Origin of the sequence: Kitasatospora sp. NPDC094019 (genome assembly GCF_044764505.1) — a bacterium.
Taxonomy (GTDB): Bacteria; Actinomycetota; Actinomycetes; order Streptomycetales; family Streptomycetaceae; genus Kitasatospora.
On the sequence record NZ_JBIWIF010000005.1, the window covers coordinates 50,886 to 69,650 of the forward strand.

The window sequence follows — 18,765 nt, forward strand, 5'->3', positions numbered from 1 at the left end:
GGGGCAACCGTGGCAGGGCTGTCGGCGTTACCCGGACGGGACGAGGAACGCGCCGCGCTGGCCCGGGCCGTGGACGGTCTCACCGGCGGACGCGGCACGGTGCTCGACCTCGCGGCCGACCCCGGGCTCGGCAAGACCAGCCTGCTGCACCTGCTCGCCCGGCTCGCCGCCGACCGCGGCGCCACCGTCCTGCGGGCCCGCGCCGAAGGCCCCGACGCCAAGCCGTACCAGGTGTACCGCGACGCCTGGGGCGACGACGGCCACCGGCCCGACACCCCCGGCTCCCCCGGCGACATCCCGTGGGACACCGGCGCCGACCGCGACCTCCTCCGCGCCCTGCGCGACCGGTGCGCGGACCCGGCCGGCACCGTCCTGCTGCTCGACGACTTCCACCACTGCGACCCGGCCTCCGCCCGGCTCACCGAGCGCCTCCTCGGCGAACCGCCGCCGGACCGGCTGCTGCTCGTCCTCGCCCACCGGCCCCGGCAGGCGCCGCCCGCCCTGCTCGCCGCACTCGACGGCGCCAAGCAGGCGGGCGCCGTCGTCCGGATCGAACCCGCGCCGCTCACCACCGCCGCCGTCGCCGCCCTGCTGCCCGGCACCGACCTGCTCCCGGACGCCGGCGCGCACCGGGCCGAACGGCTGCGCGCGGCCTCCGGCGGCAACCCCCGGATCCTGCACCTGCTGCTGGCCGCCGGCCCCGACCCGGACCACTGGCCCGAGCGTTCGGACGCCGCCGCCGGGCCGCTGCTGCGCGCCGCCGCACCCCTGGTCGCCGAACTCGACACCCTCCCCTCGCCGGTCGCCGAGGTGCTGGCGGCCGCCGCCGTGCTCGGCGAACCGTTCCGGCTCGGCGACGTCGCCCGGGTGGCCGGGGAGCACACCGACCGCACCGCCGACGCGCTCGCCGAACTCGCCCGCGCCGACCTGGTCCGCTCCCTCGGCCCGGGCGGCGACCTGGCCTTCCGCCACCCCGTGCTCGGCCGCCTGGTCCACCACCGGCTCAACCCCGGCCTGCGGCTGACCGCCCACCGCCGAGCCCTCGCCCTGCTGGAGGCCCGCGGTGCCCCGGCCGCCGCCCGGGCCCGCCACGCCGAGCAGCTGCTGCTCGGCGGCGGCCCGGCCGAGGGCCTGCCCGCCCTCGCCCTGCCGGTCCTCGTCGAGGGCGCGGCCGAGGTCGTCGTCCGCTCGCCCGCCACCGCCGCCCGCTGGCTGCGCACCGCTCTGGAATCCGCGCCCGCCGACGCCCACGACGCCCGGACCAGGATCGGCCTCGCCCTGGACCGCTGCCGGGCCCTGACCGCCGCCGGCCGGCTGGAGGAGGCCCGGGCGCTCGGCCACGAGATCCTGCGCACGCCCGGCGGCCTGCCGGAGCCGCTCGACGTCCGGGCGCTCGCGGTCTGCGTCGGCGTCGAACGCCTGCTCGGCCGGTACGCGGAGGCCGACGCGATGGCCCGCACCGTCGTCGACCGGCTGCCCCGGCCGCTCCCCGCTCCGCTGCCCGCCGCCACCGCCGACCTGGTCTTCGACCACGGCCTGGTGCACGCCGTCCGCGGCACGGCGGCCGAGGTCCGCGCGCTCGCCCACGAGGCCGCCGCGGCCGCGGCGGCCTCGCCCGGCGCCGAGGACGGCCGCACCGCGCTGCGCGTCCTCGCCGCCTTCTGCGACAGCTACGCCGGGGACTTCGCACTGGCCGCCCCCGAGGTCGAACGCTGCGGCCGGCTCGTCGACGCCCGCCCCGACACCGTCGCCGGACGCGCCCCCGACGTGCTCGCCCTGCTGGGCTGCGCCGAGCTCTACGTGGAACGCTTCACCGACGCCCACCGGCACCTCAGCCGCGGCCTGGCCACCGCCAGCGGCGGCGCCCACAAGCACGTCGCGGTCAACCACCTGCTCGGCCTGTCGATCCTGGACCAGTGGGCCGGCCGCCTCGACCTGGCGCAGCGGCACGCCCGCGAGGCCGAACGGCTCGGCACCGAGATCGGCGCCCCCGACGTCGTCGGCCTGGCCATGGCGATGCGCGCCAGCGCGCTCCTGTGGGCGGCGCCCCGGCGCCGCACCGCGGAAGTGGTGGCGCTCGCCGAACAGGGCCTGCGGCACACCGTTCCCGGCACCGGCTGGTGGGCCGGCTCCGCCGTCGGACTGCTCGCCCAGGCCCGGCTGGTCGCCGGCGACCCGGCCGCCTGCCTGCGCACCCTGCTGGAGGAGAGCGGCGGCGAGGACCTGCACCTGCTCCAACCGGCCGCCCACCCCTCGCTGTTCGCCCTGATGACCACCGCCGCGCTGCTCTGCGGCGACCTCGCCACCGCCCGCCGCAGCGCCCGGGCGGCGGACGCGGCCGCCGAACGGCTCGGGCGGCTGCCGTTCCAGCAGTCCCAGGCCGACCGGGCGGCCGCCGCGATGGCGTTCGCCGACGGCGACCCGGCGCGCGCGGCCGAACTCGCGCTGCGGGCCGCCCGGGTGCTCCGGCGGCTGCGGATGCCCGTCCAGTACGCCTGGACGGTGATCGCCGCCGCCCCGGTCCTGGCCCAGGCGCACGGCCCCGCCGCCGCGCTCGGCCCGCTCGACCGGGCGCTCGACGCCGCCCGTGCCTGCGGCGCGCTGCGCCTGTGCGAGGACGGGGCCCGGGTCCGGGCCGCGCTGACGGCCGGCGGCCCCGGCGGCCCACCCGGCTCCCCCGGTGCGTCGGTGGCCGACCCGTCCGACCCGGCCGCCCCGCTCAGCGCCCGCGAGCGCGAGGTCGCCGAACTGGCCGCCGACGGCCTGCCCTCCCGCCGGATCGCCGAGCGGCTGGTGCTCAGCCCCCGGACCGTGGACACCCACCTCGGCAGCATCTACCGCAAGCTCGGCGTCTCCTCCCGCTCCGCCCTCGCCCGACTGCTCCACGGCCCCGGCGATCCGGCAGGCCGGGACCCGATTAGGTAGGCAGCTTGCGCAGTTCTACCGATGCCCCGGTACGGGAGCGGCCGCGAGACTCGTCCGCGACGGGGCGGGACACCGCACGCCGGACGCCCCGCGTTCCCCTCACCCTCGAACCCCCCGACCGTGGAGAGACCGTGCAGCTCAAGAAGGCCCTCGGGGCCGTCGCCCTCGGCGTCACCGTCCTGACCGCCGTGCCCGCCCTGGTGATGCCGCAGATGGCCGCAGCCTCCGACTGCTACACCAGCTGCGACCCCTGGGACGACCCGAACAACCTCAACGACCCGATCAACATCTCCGGCCCCTACCCCCCGCCCTCCGAGGGCTGGCCCTTCCCCTGGCACGGCGGCGGTGGCGGCGCGGCCTCGGCGCACGTCTACGCGTACGGCGAGAAGTTCGAGGACAAGCAGTTCTGTCGGCAGAACGGGACCAGGAGCCCGGAGAAGCTGACCGTGACGGTCCAGGTGGCGACCGGGTACAAGGTGACGGCCAGTCTCTCGGTCGAGGCGCTGAGCGCCCTCAAGGCCGCCGTCGGCGCCGAGGTCAACTCCACCACCACGACCACGCACAGCGTGGACGTCACGCTCCAGCCGGGCCAGAGCTTCGGGGTCTTCGCGCAGTACCAGACCGTCACCTACTCGATCACCCTGCCCGGTGGTCAGACCCAGCTGGTCGACGTGCAGGTGCCGACCAACACCATCATCGACCACGCCTGCCAGTGACCGGCACGCTCTCCGTGGCGGCACGACGGATCAGGCCCGTCGTGCCGCCGCCCGGCGCCGAGGCCGTGCCCGCCGAGGACCGGGCCCGGGCCCACGACGCCCTGTCCGCGCTGACCGCCGCCGCCGCGCACCTCGGCGACCCCGACCTGTTCCACCGGCCGCGGACCCGGGCCCGGCTGCACCTGCGCCACGTCGGGGCGACCGATCCCCGGCTGCTGGCCGGGCAGTTGGCCTCGGCGGCGGAGCAGCGGGTCGCGGCAGGGCTGCTCGCCGTCCGCTCGGTCCGCGCCGAACTCGCCGAGCTCGCCGAACGTGCCGCTGAACGTGCCGCTGAACGCCCGGGTGGGCGCCCGCACTTCACCCCGGACGCGCTCGCCGAACTGCACCGGCTGCTGGTCGCCGCCGACCCCAACATCCCCGGCGGCGGCGGATTCCGCCGCGCCACCGCCCGGATCACCTGGCCCGACGGGCAGCGCTTCGTCATCACCGTCGCGCCGGGCCGACCCCTGCTCGGGCAGATGGAACGCTGGTACCGCTGGGGCACCCGCACCTCCTCGCCCGCGCTGGACGCGGCCGCGCTCCAGATGCTGCGGCTGTTCACCGTCCACCCCTTCCCCGACGGGAACGGGCGGATCGCCCGGCTGCTCGCCCAGTGCGACCTGGTCGGCGCCGGACTGCTGCCCGGACTGCTGCTCGACCTGGACGGCTGGGTCGACGCCAACCGGGAGGCGCACGACCTCGCCGTGGTCGCGGCCGCCGACGGCGATCTGCCGCGGTGGGGCGCGCTGTTCGCCCGCGCGGTCGCCGAGACCGCCCGCCACCGCACGGGCACCCTCGCCGAGCACCGGCGGATCCTCGACACGGCCACCGCCCGCGTCGCCGACGACCCGGTGGCGATCGCGGTGCTGGGCGCTCTCCGCTCCGCCCCCGCCGTCTCGGCCGAGTCCCTGCGCGGCCTGCTTCCGGAGGACCCGCGCCCGGCGCTGGCCCGCCTGCGGAGCACCGGGATCCTCGTCCCGCACCCCCGCCTGCCCGAGGCGTTCGTCCACCCCGGCCTGCTGGCAGTCCTCGACGCCCCGTACACACCGCCCGGAACCGCCCGGCCGTAGCCCTACTGGCCGCCGAGCAGCCCCAGGACCCGCTGCACCGCCTCGACGACCGGCACGCCGACGGCCCCGACGGTGGCGGCGATGCCCGCCACCGCCATCAGTGCCCGGTGCCGTTCGCGCGGCACCGCCAGCGGGCCGACGGTGAGGGCCGGCAGCGCCTCGTCGATGGACTCCGCGGCCATCGGCGCGACGCCGGCCCGGAGTTCGCGCAGCAGGGTTACCAGGTCCTGGACCGCCCGCGTCAGTTCCGCGGTCACCCGCTCGCCGTCCGGGCCCGGCGCGTGGTGATGGTGCACGATGCCCTTGTTGTCGGTGCCGCCGTACAGGTTCACCACGTCGCCGTGGAAGTGGTCGCCGCTCATCCCGTCGCCTTCCCCGTGTTGCCGCTGCCGCCGTACACGTTCACGTTGTCGCCGTAGTGGTAGTTCCCGGTCTTGACCGTGAGCGAGCGGATCGTCAGCGCGATCTCGGCCTCCGGGTTCTCCAGCGCGTGCGAGAGGATCCGGACCGCCTCCGCGAGCCCGGCCCGGTCGGCGGTCCCGACCAGGGCCGTCGCGTTCCCGGCCGTGTCCACCGCCAGCACCGGCATCGAGGGCGCGGCGAGGACGACGAACATCGCCACGAACCCGTACCCCGCCCAGAGCAGAGCGACGACCAGCACCGGTACCTTGAGCGGCTCGACGTCCTCCCCGACGCCGAACGGGAACGCCGCCCCGACCACGGCCAGCAGCGCCAGCGTCACCGCCTGCACCGCCTGCCGCGCGAACAGCCGCACCGCCTCCGCGCGTCGGGGCAGCAGCACGAAGGAGTAGACCCGCACGATGTTGTGCAGCGGGTACGCGGCCCCGCCGACCCACAGCAGCCGCTTGCTGACCCTCAGGTCGACCGATTCGGTCAGCACCGCCGACGGCCCGGTCGCGAGGGGCAGCCCGCCCCGGTCCCCGACGGTCGGCGGCCCCGGCGGCTGCGGCGGCACCCCTCGCCCCGGGTCCCGCCACGGCCGGTCCGGCTGATCGTTCCTGTCCACGCTTCCCCCTCGCGTGTCCGGCCGGGGTCCGGTTCGTGATCGACGGACCCCGGGAGTGCGCCATTACAGTGACACTGACGCATCGTCAGGCGCAATCCCCCGGTGCACCCGGCCACCCGACGGCCCGACCGCTCAGCCGCGGGGCTTTCCGTCGGCGGGGATCGCGACCAGGCCCTGGTCCGTGTTGCCGAACAGGAGGCCGCCGCCCGCCCACAGCGCGACCGGGCCGAAGCCGCCGGTGGTGCTGCCTAGCGGGAAGCTCCACCTGGTGGCGCCGGTGGCCGCGTCCAGCGCGTGGACCGTGGTGCCGAGGTGGAGGTAGACATTTCCGTCCGCGCAGTGCAGGGCGGGCGAGTTCAGCGCCATCGGGTCCCGGGGCGTCCGGGCCGTCCAGCCCGGGCGACCGGTCGCGGCGTCGAAGGAACGGACGACCGTGGTCATGCCCACGTCCGCGCGGTCGATCCCGGCGGCGTAGACGGTGGCGCCGTCCGGAGCGGCCACCACGCTCTGGTGGAGCACCGTGTCGGCGGACTGCCAGGCCGCCTGGCCGGTGTCCGGTTCCAGCGCGTAGAGGTGGTCGGACAGGAAGAGGAAGCGTCCGCCCGCCGAGGTGTGCGGGCCGTCCTGCCAGTGGGCGTAGAGCGCGGGGGTCGCCTGGGACGCGGTGGTGGACACGCCCGGGGCCGGCTGGTTCCAGCGGATCCGGCCGCCGTCCCCGACGTCGACCCCGGTGATCCTCGGCGCGTCGCCGCGCAGGGTGGCGCGCGCCCACAGCAGGGTCCGCCCCGAGGAGGGCACCATCAGCCTGATCCGGCCCCAGTCCTCGTCAGGGGTCCGGGCCGACCAGCTCACCTTGCCGGTCTGCGCGTCGACGGCCCAGACCGTGCCCGTCGACCTGTCCCCGTTCGCGCTGGCGTTGGCGGTGCTGGTGACGAACACGGAGCCGTCGAGCATCCCCGGCAGCGCGAAGGCCAGCACCAGGTGGGCCAACTCCCCGGTGTTCCAGACCTCCTGTCCGGTGCCGAGGTCGAGTGCGCGCAGCAGGCGGTCGAACCCGAGACGGCCACCGCTGGTCGCCGTGTACACCCGGGAGCCGTCCACTGCGACCGTGGTGCCGCCCATCGAGGTCGTGGTCGAGTCGATCGCGTTGGGCACCGGACCCCAGAGCGGGCGGCCGGTCGGGTCGAAGGCCCAGATGTGGTCCTTGCCGACGGCGAGCACCGCCTTCTCCGAGCCCACCACCTGCACCAGGGCCTCGGTGACCGGTCCCGTCCACAACGGGGTGGCGACGGTGTCGGTCCCGATCGTGACGGCAGCGGAGGGGGTCGTCGAGGGGGTCCCGGACGCGGCGGCGGGGGCCGCCGACACGCCGGACGAGGGGCCGCCGGCCAGCGCGGTACCACCGCGGCCGGACCCGCCGCCGGTCGGCAGTCCGAGGGCGAGCGCGGCACCTCCGCCCGCCAGCGCCGCGGCGCCGCCCGCGAGGCCCCACAACAGCTTGCGGCGGGACGGGCCCGACGGCGGCGGCGGTGACGGTGGCGCGGTGGGGAGCAGCGGCAGGGTCGGCCGCGGCGGCGCGTCCGGCCGCAGGGGCACGGTCCGGTCGTCCAGAGGGTTCTCCGGCGGGCCCGGAGGTGGCGCCGGGGCGGCGTCCGGCGCCAGGACCGCCGCGGCCCGCTCGATCCGCTCCACCAGCACCGGGTGGAGCCACGGTCCGCGCACCCCGAGCGGCGACCCGTCCCGCGCCACGGCGGCCAGCACCTGTGCGGGCGCCGGCCGGTCCGCCGGGTCCTTCGCCAGGCAGGCGGCCACCAGTAACCGCAGCCCCTCCGGCACCGCCGACAGGTCGGGTTCCTCGTGCGCCACCCGGTTGAGCAGCGCCAGCGGGTGGCCGCCGCCCTCGCCGTCGAAGGGCCCCCGGCCGCCGGAGGCCGCGTGGACCAGCGTGGCGCCGAGCGAGAACACGTCGCTCGCGGGCGTCGCCGTCCGCCCCAGCGCCTGTTCCGGGGACATGTAGGCGGGGGTGCCGAAGATCGCTCCCTCGGCGGTGATCACACTGCCGTCGGCGGCCCGCGCGATCCCGAAGTCGATGACGTGCGGGCCGTCCAGGGCCAGCAGCACGTTGCTCGGCTTGAGGTCGCGGTGGGTGAGTCCGACGGCGTGGATGGCGCGCAGCTCCTCGGCGACCCCGGCGGCCAGGATCCGCAGCACGTGCTCGGGGAACGCCCCGACCAGCCGCACCGCCTCGTCCAGGCCGACCCCCGGCACGAAGGCGGTGGCCAGCCACGGCACCGGCCCGTCCGGATCGGCGTCCACCACCGGCGCGGTGAACGCCGAGGAGGCCGCGCGCGCCGCCCGCACCTCGTGCCGGAACCGGGCCCGGAAGCCCTGGTCCCCGGCGAGTTCGGGGCGGACGAGCTTGACCGCGACGGTGCGCCCGCCGGCCGAGCGGCCGAGGAACACCACGCCCATACCGCCCGCGCCCAGTCGGCCGAGCAGGGTGTAGGGGCCGATCCTGGTCGGGTCCCCCGGTTCCGGTCCGCGCATGGTCAGGCTCCGTTCGCGAAGAGCGAGGCGATGGTGCCGGCGGAGGCGTCGGCGAGGCACACCCGTCCCCCGCCCGCCGTCCAGGACAGGTTCTGGGGGTCGGTGCCGCGCAGGCCGGTGAACTTCCACCGGGGCCTGCCGTCGGCGGGGTCGAGGGCCCACAGCACGGCGTCCGCGCCCAGCCGGTACACATTGCCGTCGGCGCACTGGAGCCGGGCGGCCGGCGGCAGTCCCCGGTCGGCCTCGCGCGGCAGCGGGGTACGTCGGCGGACCGCGCCGGTGGCGGCGTCCAGGACGCCCAGCGAGGAGCCGCCGTCGGCGTCCTTCAGCAGGCAGAACACGAGGGTGCCGTCCTCGGCGGCGGCGACCGCGCTGCCGGAGCCGCCGCCGGCCGCCGGGAGCACCCCCGGCACGGTCCAGACCGGTTCGCCGGTGGCCGGATCCAGTGCCGACAGGGTGCCGTCGACGACGGTGAGGAAGCGCCCGCCGACCGCGCCGGCGCCCGACAGGACGGCGTCCCGGGACCAGCCGGTCCGCCCGTCCCGGTCCAGGCCCTGCACGGTCTTCTCCCCGCCGACGAGCAGCCGGTCGCCCTCCGGCGGCAGGGCTCCGACCAGGACGAACCCGTCGAAGCCGCGGAACCACGCGGTCGCCCGGGTCGCGAGGTCGACCGCCCAGACGTGGCCGCCGGTGAACCTGCCCGTCCCGTCGCCGAGCCCGGCCAGGTACGCCCGCCCCGCCCGGACGCCGAGGATCTGGACGAACCCGGCCGTCCGCTGTCCATCGGTCTCGGCCCGCCACGCCTCCTTGCCGGTCGCCGGGTCGACGGCGACCAGGGCGGTGGTGGAGGACACGGTCGCCTGTCCCGCCTCCGTGACCGCGGCGATCTTCGTCGCCCCGGTGTACAGCAGGCCGCCGTCCAGGACCGCCCGCCGGCCGGGGAGTTTCGTGCCCGCCAGTCTCAGTCCGGTGGCCCGGCCGTCGAAGGTCCAGGCGGCCGTGCCGTGCCGGTCGAAGGCCACCAGGGCGCTTTCCCCCACCCCGACCACCAGGTCCCCGGCCGCGAGCGCCTGCGAACAGGACTCCGGCGGGGAGGTCTTCCAGGAGAGCACGCCCTCCTTGACGTCCTCACCCGTCGGCCGGTCGACGGGCGGCGCCCCGCCGGACGAGGCGCCCCCGGAGGGAGTGCCGCCCCCGGGCGTCCGCCGCCGCTGCCGGACCACCACGGCGGCCGTGCCCCCGGCGGCGAGCACCCCGGCGCCGATCCCCAGGCCGAGCAGCAGGGCCCGCCGGGGCGGGCGGCCCTCCCCGGCGCCCCCGATGTCCCCGCTGCCCCCGATGTCCCCGGCAGGCGGGGGCGGCAGGGCGGGTCCCTCCGCGGACCACGGCCCGACGACCGGGGGAGCACCGGCCGGCGCAAGAGCGGGCGGCGGGGCGGTCAGCAGGCGCCGCACCGCCAGCACGTCCGCCGCCACCGCGGCCGGGAGCCACCCGCCCGAGGTCTCCGGGCGGCCGGTCCGCTCGACGAGCTCGACCAGTTGGCGCGGCGCCGGCCGGTGCGCCGGGTCCTTGGCCAGGCAGGCCGCCACCAGGTGCCGCAGGCCGTCCGGCAGTCCGCCGAGGTCCGGCTCGGTGTTCACCACCCGGAACAGCACGGCCGCCGCCACGCCCTCGCCGAACAGGGGCCGGCCGAGCGCCGCGTGGGCGACCGTCGCGCCCAGCGAGAACACGTCGCTCGCCGGTGTCAGCGGCTCCCCCAGCGCCTGCTCCGGCGACATGTACGGGGCCGAACCGATCACCGAACCGGTCGTGGTCAGCCCGGTGCCGTCGGCCGCCCGCGAAATGCCGAAGTCGATGACGTGCGGGCCGTCCAGGGCCAGCAGCACGTTGCCCGGTTTGAGGTCCCGGTGGATCAGTTCCGCGCGGTGGATCTCGCCCAGGGCCTCGGCCAGCCCCGCCACCAGCGTCCGGAGCGTCCCCTCCGGCAGCGGACCGTGCGCCGACACCGCCCGCTGGAGCGACACCCCGGGCACGAACGCCGTCGCCATCCACGGCATCCCGGCCTCGGTGTCCGCGTCCACCACCGGCGCGGTGAAGGCCCCCGACACCCGTCGCGCGGCCGCCACCTCCTGCCGGAACCGGGCCCGGAAGGACCCGTCCCCGGCCAGCTCCGGGCGCACCACCTTCACGGCGACGGTCCGCCCGCCGACCGCCCGGCCCAGGTACACCGCCCCCATGCCACCGGCCCCCAGCCGGCCGGCCAGCACATAGGGCCCCGCCTGCCGCGGATCCGTCGGTCCGAGCTGCTCCACCGTTCTCCCCCTCCCCCGGAGCCCCTCACCCTAGGCTCCGCGACGCGATCATGACAGCCGATCACCCGTTCCGGACCGCCCGGGGAGGGTGGCCAGGTATTCCGCCGTCAGCTCCGGCGTCGCCAACCAGGCCGCGTGGTCGACCGGTTCGGCGTAGGTGTTGGCCAACCGGCGGGCCACCGGCTCGTGCTCGGCGGCCGCGGCGAACACTCCCCGGAGGTGCTCGGGCATCGTCAGCAGGTCCGCCGTCAGGGCCACCCCGTGCCGGGCGTGCCGCTGCCAGAACCCCTCGAACACCTCCGTCATCCACTCCGCAGTGAACGGCCCGTCGCCGCGCTCGACGATCGCCCGCAGATACGCCTCGGCCGCCCGCGCCGCGCCGTTGGCGCCCTGCCCGGTGATCGGGTCGTTGACCACCAGCGCGTCCCCGATGCCCAGCACCGCCACGCCGCCGTCCAGCTCCGCCACCGGGTGCCGCACCACCGGGGTCAGCGCGCCGTACAGCGACGCGCCCGCGTCCGTCGGTTCGGCGGCCGCCCACAACTCCGCCTCCCACGGCAGGTACTCCGCCATCGACTCCCGCATCCGGCGCAGTTGCTCGGCGCCAGGCGGGCGGTCGCCGAAGCGGTCGAACGCGCTCCCGGGCACCGCCTCCCACAGCAGGATGTCGCACGGCCCGGACAGCGTCAGCGCGGGCTGGAGGTACAGCTCCCCCACCCCGGGCACCGCGTGCATCCGCGCCCGCGGCCCGGCCGCCGGGTCGGGCGCGCCCACGCCCTGCGCGTACAGCGCCGCGAGCCGCCGCTGCGGGGCGTCGAACGGCGAACGGGCCGCGTCCCGCGCGAAGATCCCCGCCAGCTCGCCCCGCCCCACCGCGACCAGCGTCAGTTCGTGCGCGACCGCCAACTCCCCCAGCCCGGACCGGTCCAGCTCCCGGTACTCGACCCGCCCACCGCGCTCCTCGACCAGCTCCAGCCAGCGCGCCATCTTGATCCGCTGGTCCACCGACTGCGCCGGCTCGTCCAGGGTCATGGTGAACTCCAGCGCCCGCACGCCGGGTTCGGGCACCAGTACCGCGTCGACCGACCGCACCTGCGGGGCCTCCCCCACCCACAGGTCCAACGCCGCCGCCCGCTCCACCCGCAACGCCGGACCGAACATCGCCTGTGTCGACAGCACCGGCCCCGCCCGCAACTCCCCCGCCGTCCGGCCCGACACCACCGTCACCTCGTACCCACCGGCCGCCAACAGCCCCAACGCCACCTGCAGCCCCGCCTGTCCTGCCCCGACGACCGCGACCCGACGCATCCCGCACCTCCGTGCCGACGACGAACGAAAGAGCTGATGCTATGTCAGTCCGGCCACCGCCCCGCCGGTTTCGGCCGGGAGGACCGGCGGGGCACACGGACCAGGACGGCGCCCGAACGCCCACCGGCCGCCCTCGGCGGAGGGCAGCCGTGACGGGGAGATGCCGGGCCGGTCGAGGACGGCGCCGAATCGCCGGGCCCGTCCCCGGCAGGCGGAGGCGGGCCGGAATCTCCCCGGCCCGGCGGGTCGGGCCCGTCGCGAACGGACCGGTCACGGACGACGCCCGCCCGGCGGCCGGGACCGGCGGCTCCGAGCGCCGCCGCACCGGCAGTCGGCCGACGACCGTCGCGGCGACGGTACACCGCGGCAGGCCGGGCAGGTTCGGTCTCGGAACGCGCGGAGCCCGACGGGTCGGCGGCCGCGGCGCCGGGCTCACCGCACCCCCTGCGGGCGCGCCGGCAGGGGGCGGGGCACCGGGCGGTCAGGGCTCTCCCGCACCGCCGGAACCGACGTCCTCCGCCGGAGCCGGCCCTCGGAGCGCGACCGGGCCGGCGGGCGGCCGACGACCGTCACGGCGGCGCTCCGCCGAGGAAGCCGCGGCGAGGGCGGCGGCGGGCGGGCTCAGGCCCCCGGCGCGACCCCCGCCGAGCTCTCGCGAACGACCAGTTCCGCCGCCAGTTCGACGCCCTCCGCCGGGGTCGGCGTGCCGGGGCGCAGCTGGGCCAGGAGGCGGGTGACGACCGTGGTGGCGATGGTGCGCAGGGGAAGGCGGAGCGAGGTCAGTGGTGGGTGGAGGTGGCGGGCGAGGGGGGTGTCGTGGAAGCCGGTGACGGCGAGGTCGCGGCCGACCTGGAGGCCCTCGGCGCGGGCGGCCTCGTAGACGTCGAGGGCGGCGAGGTCGTTGTCGGTGGCGAGGGCGGTCGGCCGGTCCGGGTCGCGAAGCAGGGCGCGGAGGCCGCCGGCGGGAGGCGCCGGGGCGAGGGAGAGGCCGAGGCGGGCGGCCTCGCGGTGGAAGCCCTCGCGGCGGGCGGCGAGCCACGGCAGGGCGGCACCGGCGTCGGCCGCACCCACCGCACCCACCGCACCGACGAAGGCGACCCGCCGGTGGCCGCGCGCGGCCAGGTGACGGGCGACCTCGGCGGTGGCGGCCGCGTTGTCGATGTCGGCCCAGTGCTGCGGAAGGCCGGGGCCGGTGCGCCCGAAGGCGGCGAAGGGGATGCCGACCCGGGCGGCGTGGGCGGCGCGGGGGTCGTCGGGGAGGACGTCGGCGAGGACCAGGCCGTCGACCTGGCGGGCCGCCACCACGCCGTCGATCACCGCCCGGACGTGCTGCTCCCCCGCCGCCGGGCGGAGGAGCAGCACGTGGTGTCCGACGGCCCCGGCCGCGTCGACGAGGGCTTCGAGGAAGCCCGCCATCAGCGGGTTGGGGTCGAAGGGGTCGTCGACCGGGGCGAGGTAGCCGATGGTGCGGCGCTCGCCGGTGCGCAGCGACCGGGCGGACTGGTCGGGCCGGTACCCGAGCCGCTCGATCGCCGCGTTGACCCGGGCGAGGGTGTCGGGGCGGACCCGGTGCGGGGCGTTGAGCGCGTTGGAGACGGTCTGCCGGGACACCTCGGCCGCCTGGGCCACGTCCGCGATGGTGGTGACGCGGCGCGCGGGGCGTGCTCCCGGGGTGGTCATCGGTTCTCCTTCGCGTGGGCGCCGCCCCGTCGGGCACCGGCCGTCAGACCCGGCGGAGGGTCAGCAGGCCGCCCCGGGGGACGTCGACGAGGCCACCGTCCAGGTGGACGGTCGAGGTGCCGACGGTCCGGCCGCGGGCGTCCTGGACGGTGGCCCCGGCGGTGCCCCGGCCGCCGGTGAGGCGGACGACGGGGTCGGCGTCGGCGTTGGCGACCAGCAGCGTACGCCACTCGCCGGCGGTGTCCGTGCCGGTGTCGACGGGCAGCGCCGCGTACCGGGCGACGATCGTGGTGCCGTCGCCGACCGCGGCGACCAGCGGGTAGCCGAGGTCGGGGCGGGACGGCCGGAACGCGCCGAGCTGCAGGGTGTCGACGTGGGCGCGGGCGACGCCGAGCCAGAAAGCGAGCGTCTCGCGCTGCTCGGGGCTCTGGACGGCGAGGTCGACGGAGATCTGCGGCACGCCGAACAGGACGTTGACCAGGTGGCAGGCGATCTGCTCGACCGGTTCGGTGGGGTGCCACATCAGCATGTCGGAGTGGACGGCCAGCGGTCCGGCGATCAGCCGGGTGTCGACGACGCGCTGCCGGTTCTCCTGCGTGCCGAGCGGGCAGTCGACGGCCCGGACCATGGTGGCGTAGGGCCACAGGCCGGGGCTGACGTAGGGCTGGCGATGTTCGATCATCGACTCGGGCCGGGCGGCGGCGGTCCGGCGGCGGATCTCGGCGAGCAGCAGGTGCAGGCCCTCGTCGACGGTGGCACAGTCGGCCTCCGGGCCGGGGGCGGGCGGGTCCTGGACGCCGAACCAGTCGATGAAGTCGACCTTGAGCCCGTCCATGCCCCATTCCTCGACGGCCCGGGCGAGCCGGTCGGCCAGATGGGCGCGGACCGCCGGGTACCGGGGGTCCGCGACGACGGCGCCCATGTGGGCGGCGTCGACGAGGGCGTACCGGCTCAGTCCGTCCCAGGCGGCGCTGTCCTTGCCGATGAACGGCAGCGCGTACCAGAGCATGTACTGGACGCCGAGGTCGTGGACCCGGGCCACGTGGGCGGCGGTGTCGGGCAGCGAGTGCGGCTCCCAGTCGCCGCAGTGGGCGTAGCCGCGGGTGCGGTCGGTGGTCATCCAGCCGTCGTCGACGATGATCGTGTCCAGGCCGAGGTCCTTGCCGAGGGCGGCCTGCCGTTCGACGGTCTCCGGGGTGATGTTCTGGTGCAGCGCGTACCAGGTGGAGTAGGCGGGGAGGCGGGCCGCGTCGGGGACGTGGACCGGGCGGCCCTCGGCCCACCAGTCGGCGAGTTCGGCGAGGCTTCGGCCGAAGTGGCGGCCGGAGGTGTCGATGCGGACGGTGAGCCGGCCGGTGGCGTGGACCCAGAACCGGAACTCGCCGGTCTCCTCGACCACGCCGCCGCTGGCGAGGGCCTCCTCACGGTCGGCGGCGAAGGCGCAGACGGTGGTGTCGCCGGTGCCGACGAGGGCGGCGACGGGGGCGCCGCGGGAGAGGCCGACGCGACGCGGGGCGCTCCAGGAGGCGGGCAGCCAGCCGGTGCCGCGCGGCTCGGGGGTCCAGAAGGAGGTGACGTCGACGCAGGGGACGCGCCATTCGATCCGGACCTCGCCGGGGCCGCCGTCGCCGTCCGTGGGCCCGGTCTCGGCCGTGACCTCGACGACGCCCTCGGCGAGGACGGTCACGGTCGCCGTGCCGGCGACCAGCAGTTCCAGCCGTCCGGCGGCGGGGCCGGGCACGTCCACGGGGCGGGGGCGGGCGGTGGTGGCGGGGGCGTGGGGTTCCCAGATCTCGTCGCTGGTGTCGGTCATGGTTCGGTTCAGCCCTTCGTGGCACCGGCCAGCAGGCCGGAGATGAACTGCCGTTGGAGGACCAGGAAGAGGACCATCATCGGCAGGGTGGAAATCGCGGTTCCGGCGAGGATCGAGCCGTAGTCGGTGTTGGCCTTCATGCCCTGGAGAGTGGCGAGGGCGACCGGCAGGGTGTGCATGTCGGTGCTGCGCAGGGCGATCAGCGGCCAGACGAAGCTGTTCCACGAGCCGAGGAACAGGAAGATGCCCAGCGCGGCCAGCACCGGCCGCATGACCGGTACCACGATCCCGAACAGCACCCGCAGTTCGCCGGCGCCGTCGACCCGGGCGGCGTCGAGGAGTTCGTCCGGCATGGCGCTGAGCGACTGCCGCATCAGGAAGATCGCGAACGGCACGCACAGACCGGGCAGGATCAGCGCCTGGTAGCTGTCGAGCAGCCCGAAGGACATCATCATCTTGAACAGCGGGACGAGCATCACCTGGTCCGGCACGACCAGGGTCGAGAGCAGGACGGCGAACAGCAGCGTGCGGCCCCGGAACCGGAACTTGGCGAAGGCGTACCCGGCCAGCAGGGCCACGACGAGCCCGCCGAGGGTCTGCAGGCCGGACACCAGCAGCGAGTTGAGCAGGACCCGGCCGAGCCCGATCCGGTCCTGGAGGTGCCCGATGTTGTCGCCCAGGTGGGAGCCGGGCAGCAGCTTCGGCGGCCAGGAGAAGATCTCGCCGTCACTGCGGGTGGCGGAGATCACCAGCCAGTAGAACGGGGCGATCGACAGCCCGGTGACGGCGGCGAGCACCAGGGTGAGCGGCCAGCCGCGCAGTCGGCGCCAGGGGCTCGGGCCGGTCGGCGCCGGGGTGGCGGGCGGGACCGCCGGGCCCGGCGCGACGGGCTCGACGGAGGTGGCGGCAGTGGTCATTCGCGTTCTCCCATCAGGCGCATCTGGGCCGCGCCGAGCACCGAGACGATCAGGGTGAGCGCGTAGGCGATGGCGGAGGCGTAGCCGAAGTCGAAGTAGCGGAAGCCGTTGTCGTACAGGTACATCGACACCGTGAGGGTCGCGTTGTCGGGACCGCCGCGGGTCAGGACGTAGGGCTCGTCGAAGAGTTGGAGGGTGCCGATGGTCGAGAGCACCACGGTGAACAGCAGCACGGGCCGCAGCGCGGGCAGGGTGACGGAGCGGAACCGGCGTACCGGTCCGGCGCCGTCGACCATGGCCGCCTCGTACAGCTCCTTGGGGATGCCCTGCAGCCCGGCCAGGTAGATGACGGCGTTGTAGCCGGTGTAGTGCCAGGTCAGCACCAGGACGACGGCCATCCGGGCCCAGAAGCCGTCGCCGAACCAGTCGACGCCGGGCAGGCCGATCGCGCCCAGGGCGTTGTTGACCGCGCCGTCCTTGGTGTTGAGCAGGAAGGAGAACAGGATGCCGGTGGCGACCAGCCCGGTGACGGTGGGCATGAAGACGCCGAGCCGCCACACGGTGCGCCAGCGGACGAACGCCGCGTTCAGGGCGACCGCCAGCAGGAGGGCGAGCCCGAGCATCACCGGGACCTGGACGACGAGGATCCGGGCCGTGTTGCCGAGCGCGGTCCAGAACAGCGGGTCGTGCAGCAGCCGCTGGTAGTTGGCGAGACCGGCGTTGTGGGTGACGCTGCCGGAGCCGGCGGTCAGCGACAGCAGCAGCGAGGAGACGATCGGGTACGCCTTGAAGACCCCGAAGAGGATCAGCGCGGGCGCGAGCAGCAGGTAGGGCACGGCCCGGCGGCGGAGCCTGGCGCGCCGGACGGCGGCCGGGCGGACCGCCGCCGGGGCGGTCGGCCGGGCGGCCGGAGGAGCGGCGGTGGTCACTTGATCTTGCGCCCGGTCTGCTGGGCCAGCTGCTTGGCGGCGTCCTGGAGCGCCTCGGCCGGGTCGACGCCCTTGACCAGGACCTTGGTCTGGGCGTCGCTGACCAGCTTGAGCGCGCGGGCGTAGTCGCCGGAGTAGTTGGTGGCGTCGCCGCCCTCGGTGAGCAGGTCGGTGAAGGTCTTCAGGACCGGCTGGCCGCCGTAGTAGGCGCTCGGCTCGCTGTAGATCGGGTCCTGGTAGGCGGCGGTGAGCGCCGGGAAGACGCTGCCGGCCTTGAACATGGCGTTGACCGAGTCGGCCCGGGTGAGCGCGTACTCGACGAACTTCCAGGCGGCGGCGCGGCGGGGGCTGGAGGAGGCGACGGCCAGGTGGGTGGTGTTCACGATGGCGGTGCGCTTGCCGCCGGGGGTGACGGCCGGCGGCCGGGTGAGCCGCCAGTTGCCGCTCAGGTCGGGGAACTTGGTCTCGATGTAGTGCGCGGCCCAGGAGGGCTGCGGGCCGGCCCCGAGCTGGCTGTCCTTCATCTGGGTGCGCCAGGCGGTGGAGCCGGGCGTCTCCAGGACGAGCCCTGCGTCGTTGAGGCGCTTGACCAGGGTGAGGGCGCGGACGCACTCGGTCGAGGTCAGGGTGATGTCGCCCTTGAGGTCGAAGAAGAACGCGCCCTGCTGCTGCATCAGGGACTGCAGGAAGTCGACGTCGGGGGCGGGGGTGCCGGGCTTGTTGATGCCGACCAGGCCGACACCGGGGTTGGCCGCCTTGAAGGCGTCGGCGCCGGCGATCACGTCGTCCCAGGTCTCGAACGTGGTCGGGTCGAGCTTGGCCCGGTCGAACATGTCCTTGCGGTAGAAGAAGCCCTGGGCGTTGACCTCCCAGGGGAGGGCACGGGCCTTGCCGTCCTTGTCCGTGACGACCGGCCACAGACCCTTGGTGAACTTGTCCTTGTGGGCGTCGGCGCCGAGGGCGGAGAGGTCGGCGAGGCCGTTGGGGAACTTCTCCAGGTAACCGGGCAGGTAGTCGCAGCCGATGTGCAGGACGTCGGCGAGGCCCTGGCCGCCGGCCGCCAGGCCGACGGTGATCTTGTCCCAGATGGCCGGGTTGCCGACGTCCTGGACGTCGACCTTGATGCCCGGGTTGTCCTTCTCGAACGCGGGCACGACGCCGCGCAGGGCGTCGGCGGCACTGGTCCAGGACCAGACGGTGATGGTGCCGGTGGCGGCGTCCCCACCGGAGGAGCCGGAGCCGCTGGAGCCGCCGCAGGCCGCGAGGGCGCCGCCGGCGGAGAGGGTCAGCAGGCCGGCGCCGGTGGCGCGCAGCAGGTCGCGGCGGGAGAGGTGTGACATGGCATGCCCTTCTGAGGGGGTGGACGTCGAGCGGAGGGGTGGGACGTCGGGTGGTGCCAGGTGGTGCATGCGGGGTGGTGAACGGTCCTGCGGGATCGTGAGCGGTGGTGCGGGGCGGCCAGCGATGGCGCGGGTGGTGAGC

Annotated in this window: 13 protein-coding genes; 3 read left to right on the top strand and 10 right to left on the bottom strand. The window is 76.0% G+C overall.

The annotated features are described in order from the left end of the window. Nucleotides 1-9: 9 nt before the first annotated feature. The 3 genes from ACIQ9P_RS12650 (at nt 10) to ACIQ9P_RS12660 (ending at nt 4,750) form a co-directional block, all read left to right on the top strand. Complete coding sequence (locus tag ACIQ9P_RS12650; protein WP_402354061.1) at nt 10-2,925, top strand: LuxR C-terminal-related transcriptional regulator; 2,916 nt, start codon at nt 10-12, stop codon at nt 2,923-2,925. A gap of 131 nt (nt 2,926-3,056) precedes the next feature. Further along, nucleotides 3,057-3,641, top strand: a complete 585-nt coding sequence (locus ACIQ9P_RS12655) for a DUF6426 family protein (protein ID WP_402354064.1) — start codon at nt 3,057-3,059, stop codon at nt 3,639-3,641. After that, a complete protein-coding gene (locus ACIQ9P_RS12660) occupies nt 3,638-4,750 on the top strand; it encodes a Fic family protein (protein ID WP_402354067.1) in 1,113 nt (370 codons plus the stop codon). The genes ACIQ9P_RS12655 and ACIQ9P_RS12660 overlap by 4 nt, the downstream gene beginning before the upstream one ends. Nucleotides 4,751-4,752: 2 nt before the next feature. Here ACIQ9P_RS12660 and ACIQ9P_RS12665 read toward each other — a convergent pair whose 3' ends face one another. The 10 genes from ACIQ9P_RS12665 to ACIQ9P_RS12710 all read right to left on the bottom strand — a co-directional run bounded on the left by ACIQ9P_RS12665 (nt 4,753) and on the right by ACIQ9P_RS12710 (nt 18,623). Beyond that, entirely contained in the window at nt 4,753-5,112 is a 360-nt protein-coding gene (locus ACIQ9P_RS12665; protein WP_402354070.1) for a hypothetical protein, read from the bottom strand. Then, entirely contained in the window at nt 5,109-5,777 is a 669-nt protein-coding gene (locus ACIQ9P_RS12670; RefSeq protein WP_402354073.1) for a DUF6232 family protein, read from the bottom strand. The genes ACIQ9P_RS12665 and ACIQ9P_RS12670 overlap by 4 nt, the downstream gene beginning before the upstream one ends. A gap of 132 nt (nt 5,778-5,909) precedes the next feature. Next, complete coding sequence (locus tag ACIQ9P_RS12675; protein WP_402354076.1) at nt 5,910-8,324, bottom strand: PQQ-binding-like beta-propeller repeat protein; 2,415 nt, start codon at nt 8,322-8,324, stop codon at nt 5,910-5,912. A 2-nt stretch (nt 8,325-8,326) separates the two neighbouring features. After that, a complete protein-coding gene (locus ACIQ9P_RS12680; protein WP_402354078.1) occupies nt 8,327-10,636 on the bottom strand; it encodes a protein kinase in 2,310 nt (769 codons plus the stop codon). 48 nt (nt 10,637-10,684) lie between these two features. Further along, entirely contained in the window at nt 10,685-11,944 is a 1,260-nt protein-coding gene (locus ACIQ9P_RS12685; RefSeq protein ID WP_402354080.1) for a styrene monooxygenase/indole monooxygenase family protein, read from the bottom strand. 621 nt (nt 11,945-12,565) lie between these two features. Next, nucleotides 12,566-13,624: a LacI family DNA-binding transcriptional regulator gene (locus ACIQ9P_RS12690; protein ID WP_402354083.1), complete on the bottom strand. Its 1,059-nt coding sequence runs from the start codon at nt 13,622-13,624 to the stop codon at nt 12,566-12,568. A gap of 43 nt (nt 13,625-13,667) precedes the next feature. Further along, complete coding sequence (locus ACIQ9P_RS12695) at nt 13,668-15,437, bottom strand: glycoside hydrolase family 36 protein (protein WP_402354086.1); 1,770 nt, start codon at nt 15,435-15,437, stop codon at nt 13,668-13,670. An 8-nt stretch (nt 15,438-15,445) separates the two neighbouring features. Continuing rightward, nucleotides 15,446-16,354 carry a carbohydrate ABC transporter permease gene (locus ACIQ9P_RS12700; RefSeq protein ID WP_402354089.1) on the bottom strand — a complete coding sequence of 303 codons (909 nt, stop codon included), beginning with the start codon at nt 16,352-16,354 and terminating at the stop codon, nt 15,446-15,448. After that, nucleotides 16,351-17,283 carry a carbohydrate ABC transporter permease gene (locus tag ACIQ9P_RS12705; RefSeq protein WP_402354092.1) on the bottom strand — a complete coding sequence of 311 codons (933 nt, stop codon included), beginning with the start codon at nt 17,281-17,283 and terminating at the stop codon, nt 16,351-16,353. Before ACIQ9P_RS12705 ends, ACIQ9P_RS12700 begins: the two co-directional genes overlap by 4 nt. Next, nucleotides 17,280-18,623, bottom strand: a complete 1,344-nt coding sequence (locus tag ACIQ9P_RS12710) for an extracellular solute-binding protein (RefSeq protein WP_402354095.1) — start codon at nt 18,621-18,623, stop codon at nt 17,280-17,282. The genes ACIQ9P_RS12705 and ACIQ9P_RS12710 overlap by 4 nt, the downstream gene beginning before the upstream one ends. Nucleotides 18,624-18,765 lie beyond the last annotated feature (142 nt).

Bases quoted from the DNA above. Each gene is read 5' to 3' on its own strand.
- ACIQ9P_RS12695 (WP_402354086.1), bottom strand. From the start codon at position 15,437: ATGACCGACACCAGCGACGAGATCTGGGAACCCCACGCCCCCGCCACC.
- ACIQ9P_RS12710 (WP_402354095.1), bottom strand. From the start codon at position 18,623: ATGTCACACCTCTCCCGCCGCGACCTGCTGCGCGCCACCGGCGCCGGC.
- ACIQ9P_RS12700 (WP_402354089.1), bottom strand. From the start codon at position 16,354: ATGACCACTGCCGCCACCTCCGTCGAGCCCGTCGCGCCGGGCCCGGCG.
- ACIQ9P_RS12690 (WP_402354083.1), bottom strand. From the start codon at position 13,624: ATGACCACCCCGGGAGCACGCCCCGCGCGCCGCGTCACCACCATCGCG.
- ACIQ9P_RS12665 (WP_402354070.1), bottom strand. From the start codon at position 5,112: ATGAGCGGCGACCACTTCCACGGCGACGTGGTGAACCTGTACGGCGGC.
- ACIQ9P_RS12675 (WP_402354076.1), bottom strand. From the start codon at position 8,324: ATGCGCGGACCGGAACCGGGGGACCCGACCAGGATCGGCCCCTACACC.
- ACIQ9P_RS12685 (WP_402354080.1), bottom strand. From the start codon at position 11,944: ATGCGTCGGGTCGCGGTCGTCGGGGCAGGACAGGCGGGGCTGCAGGTG.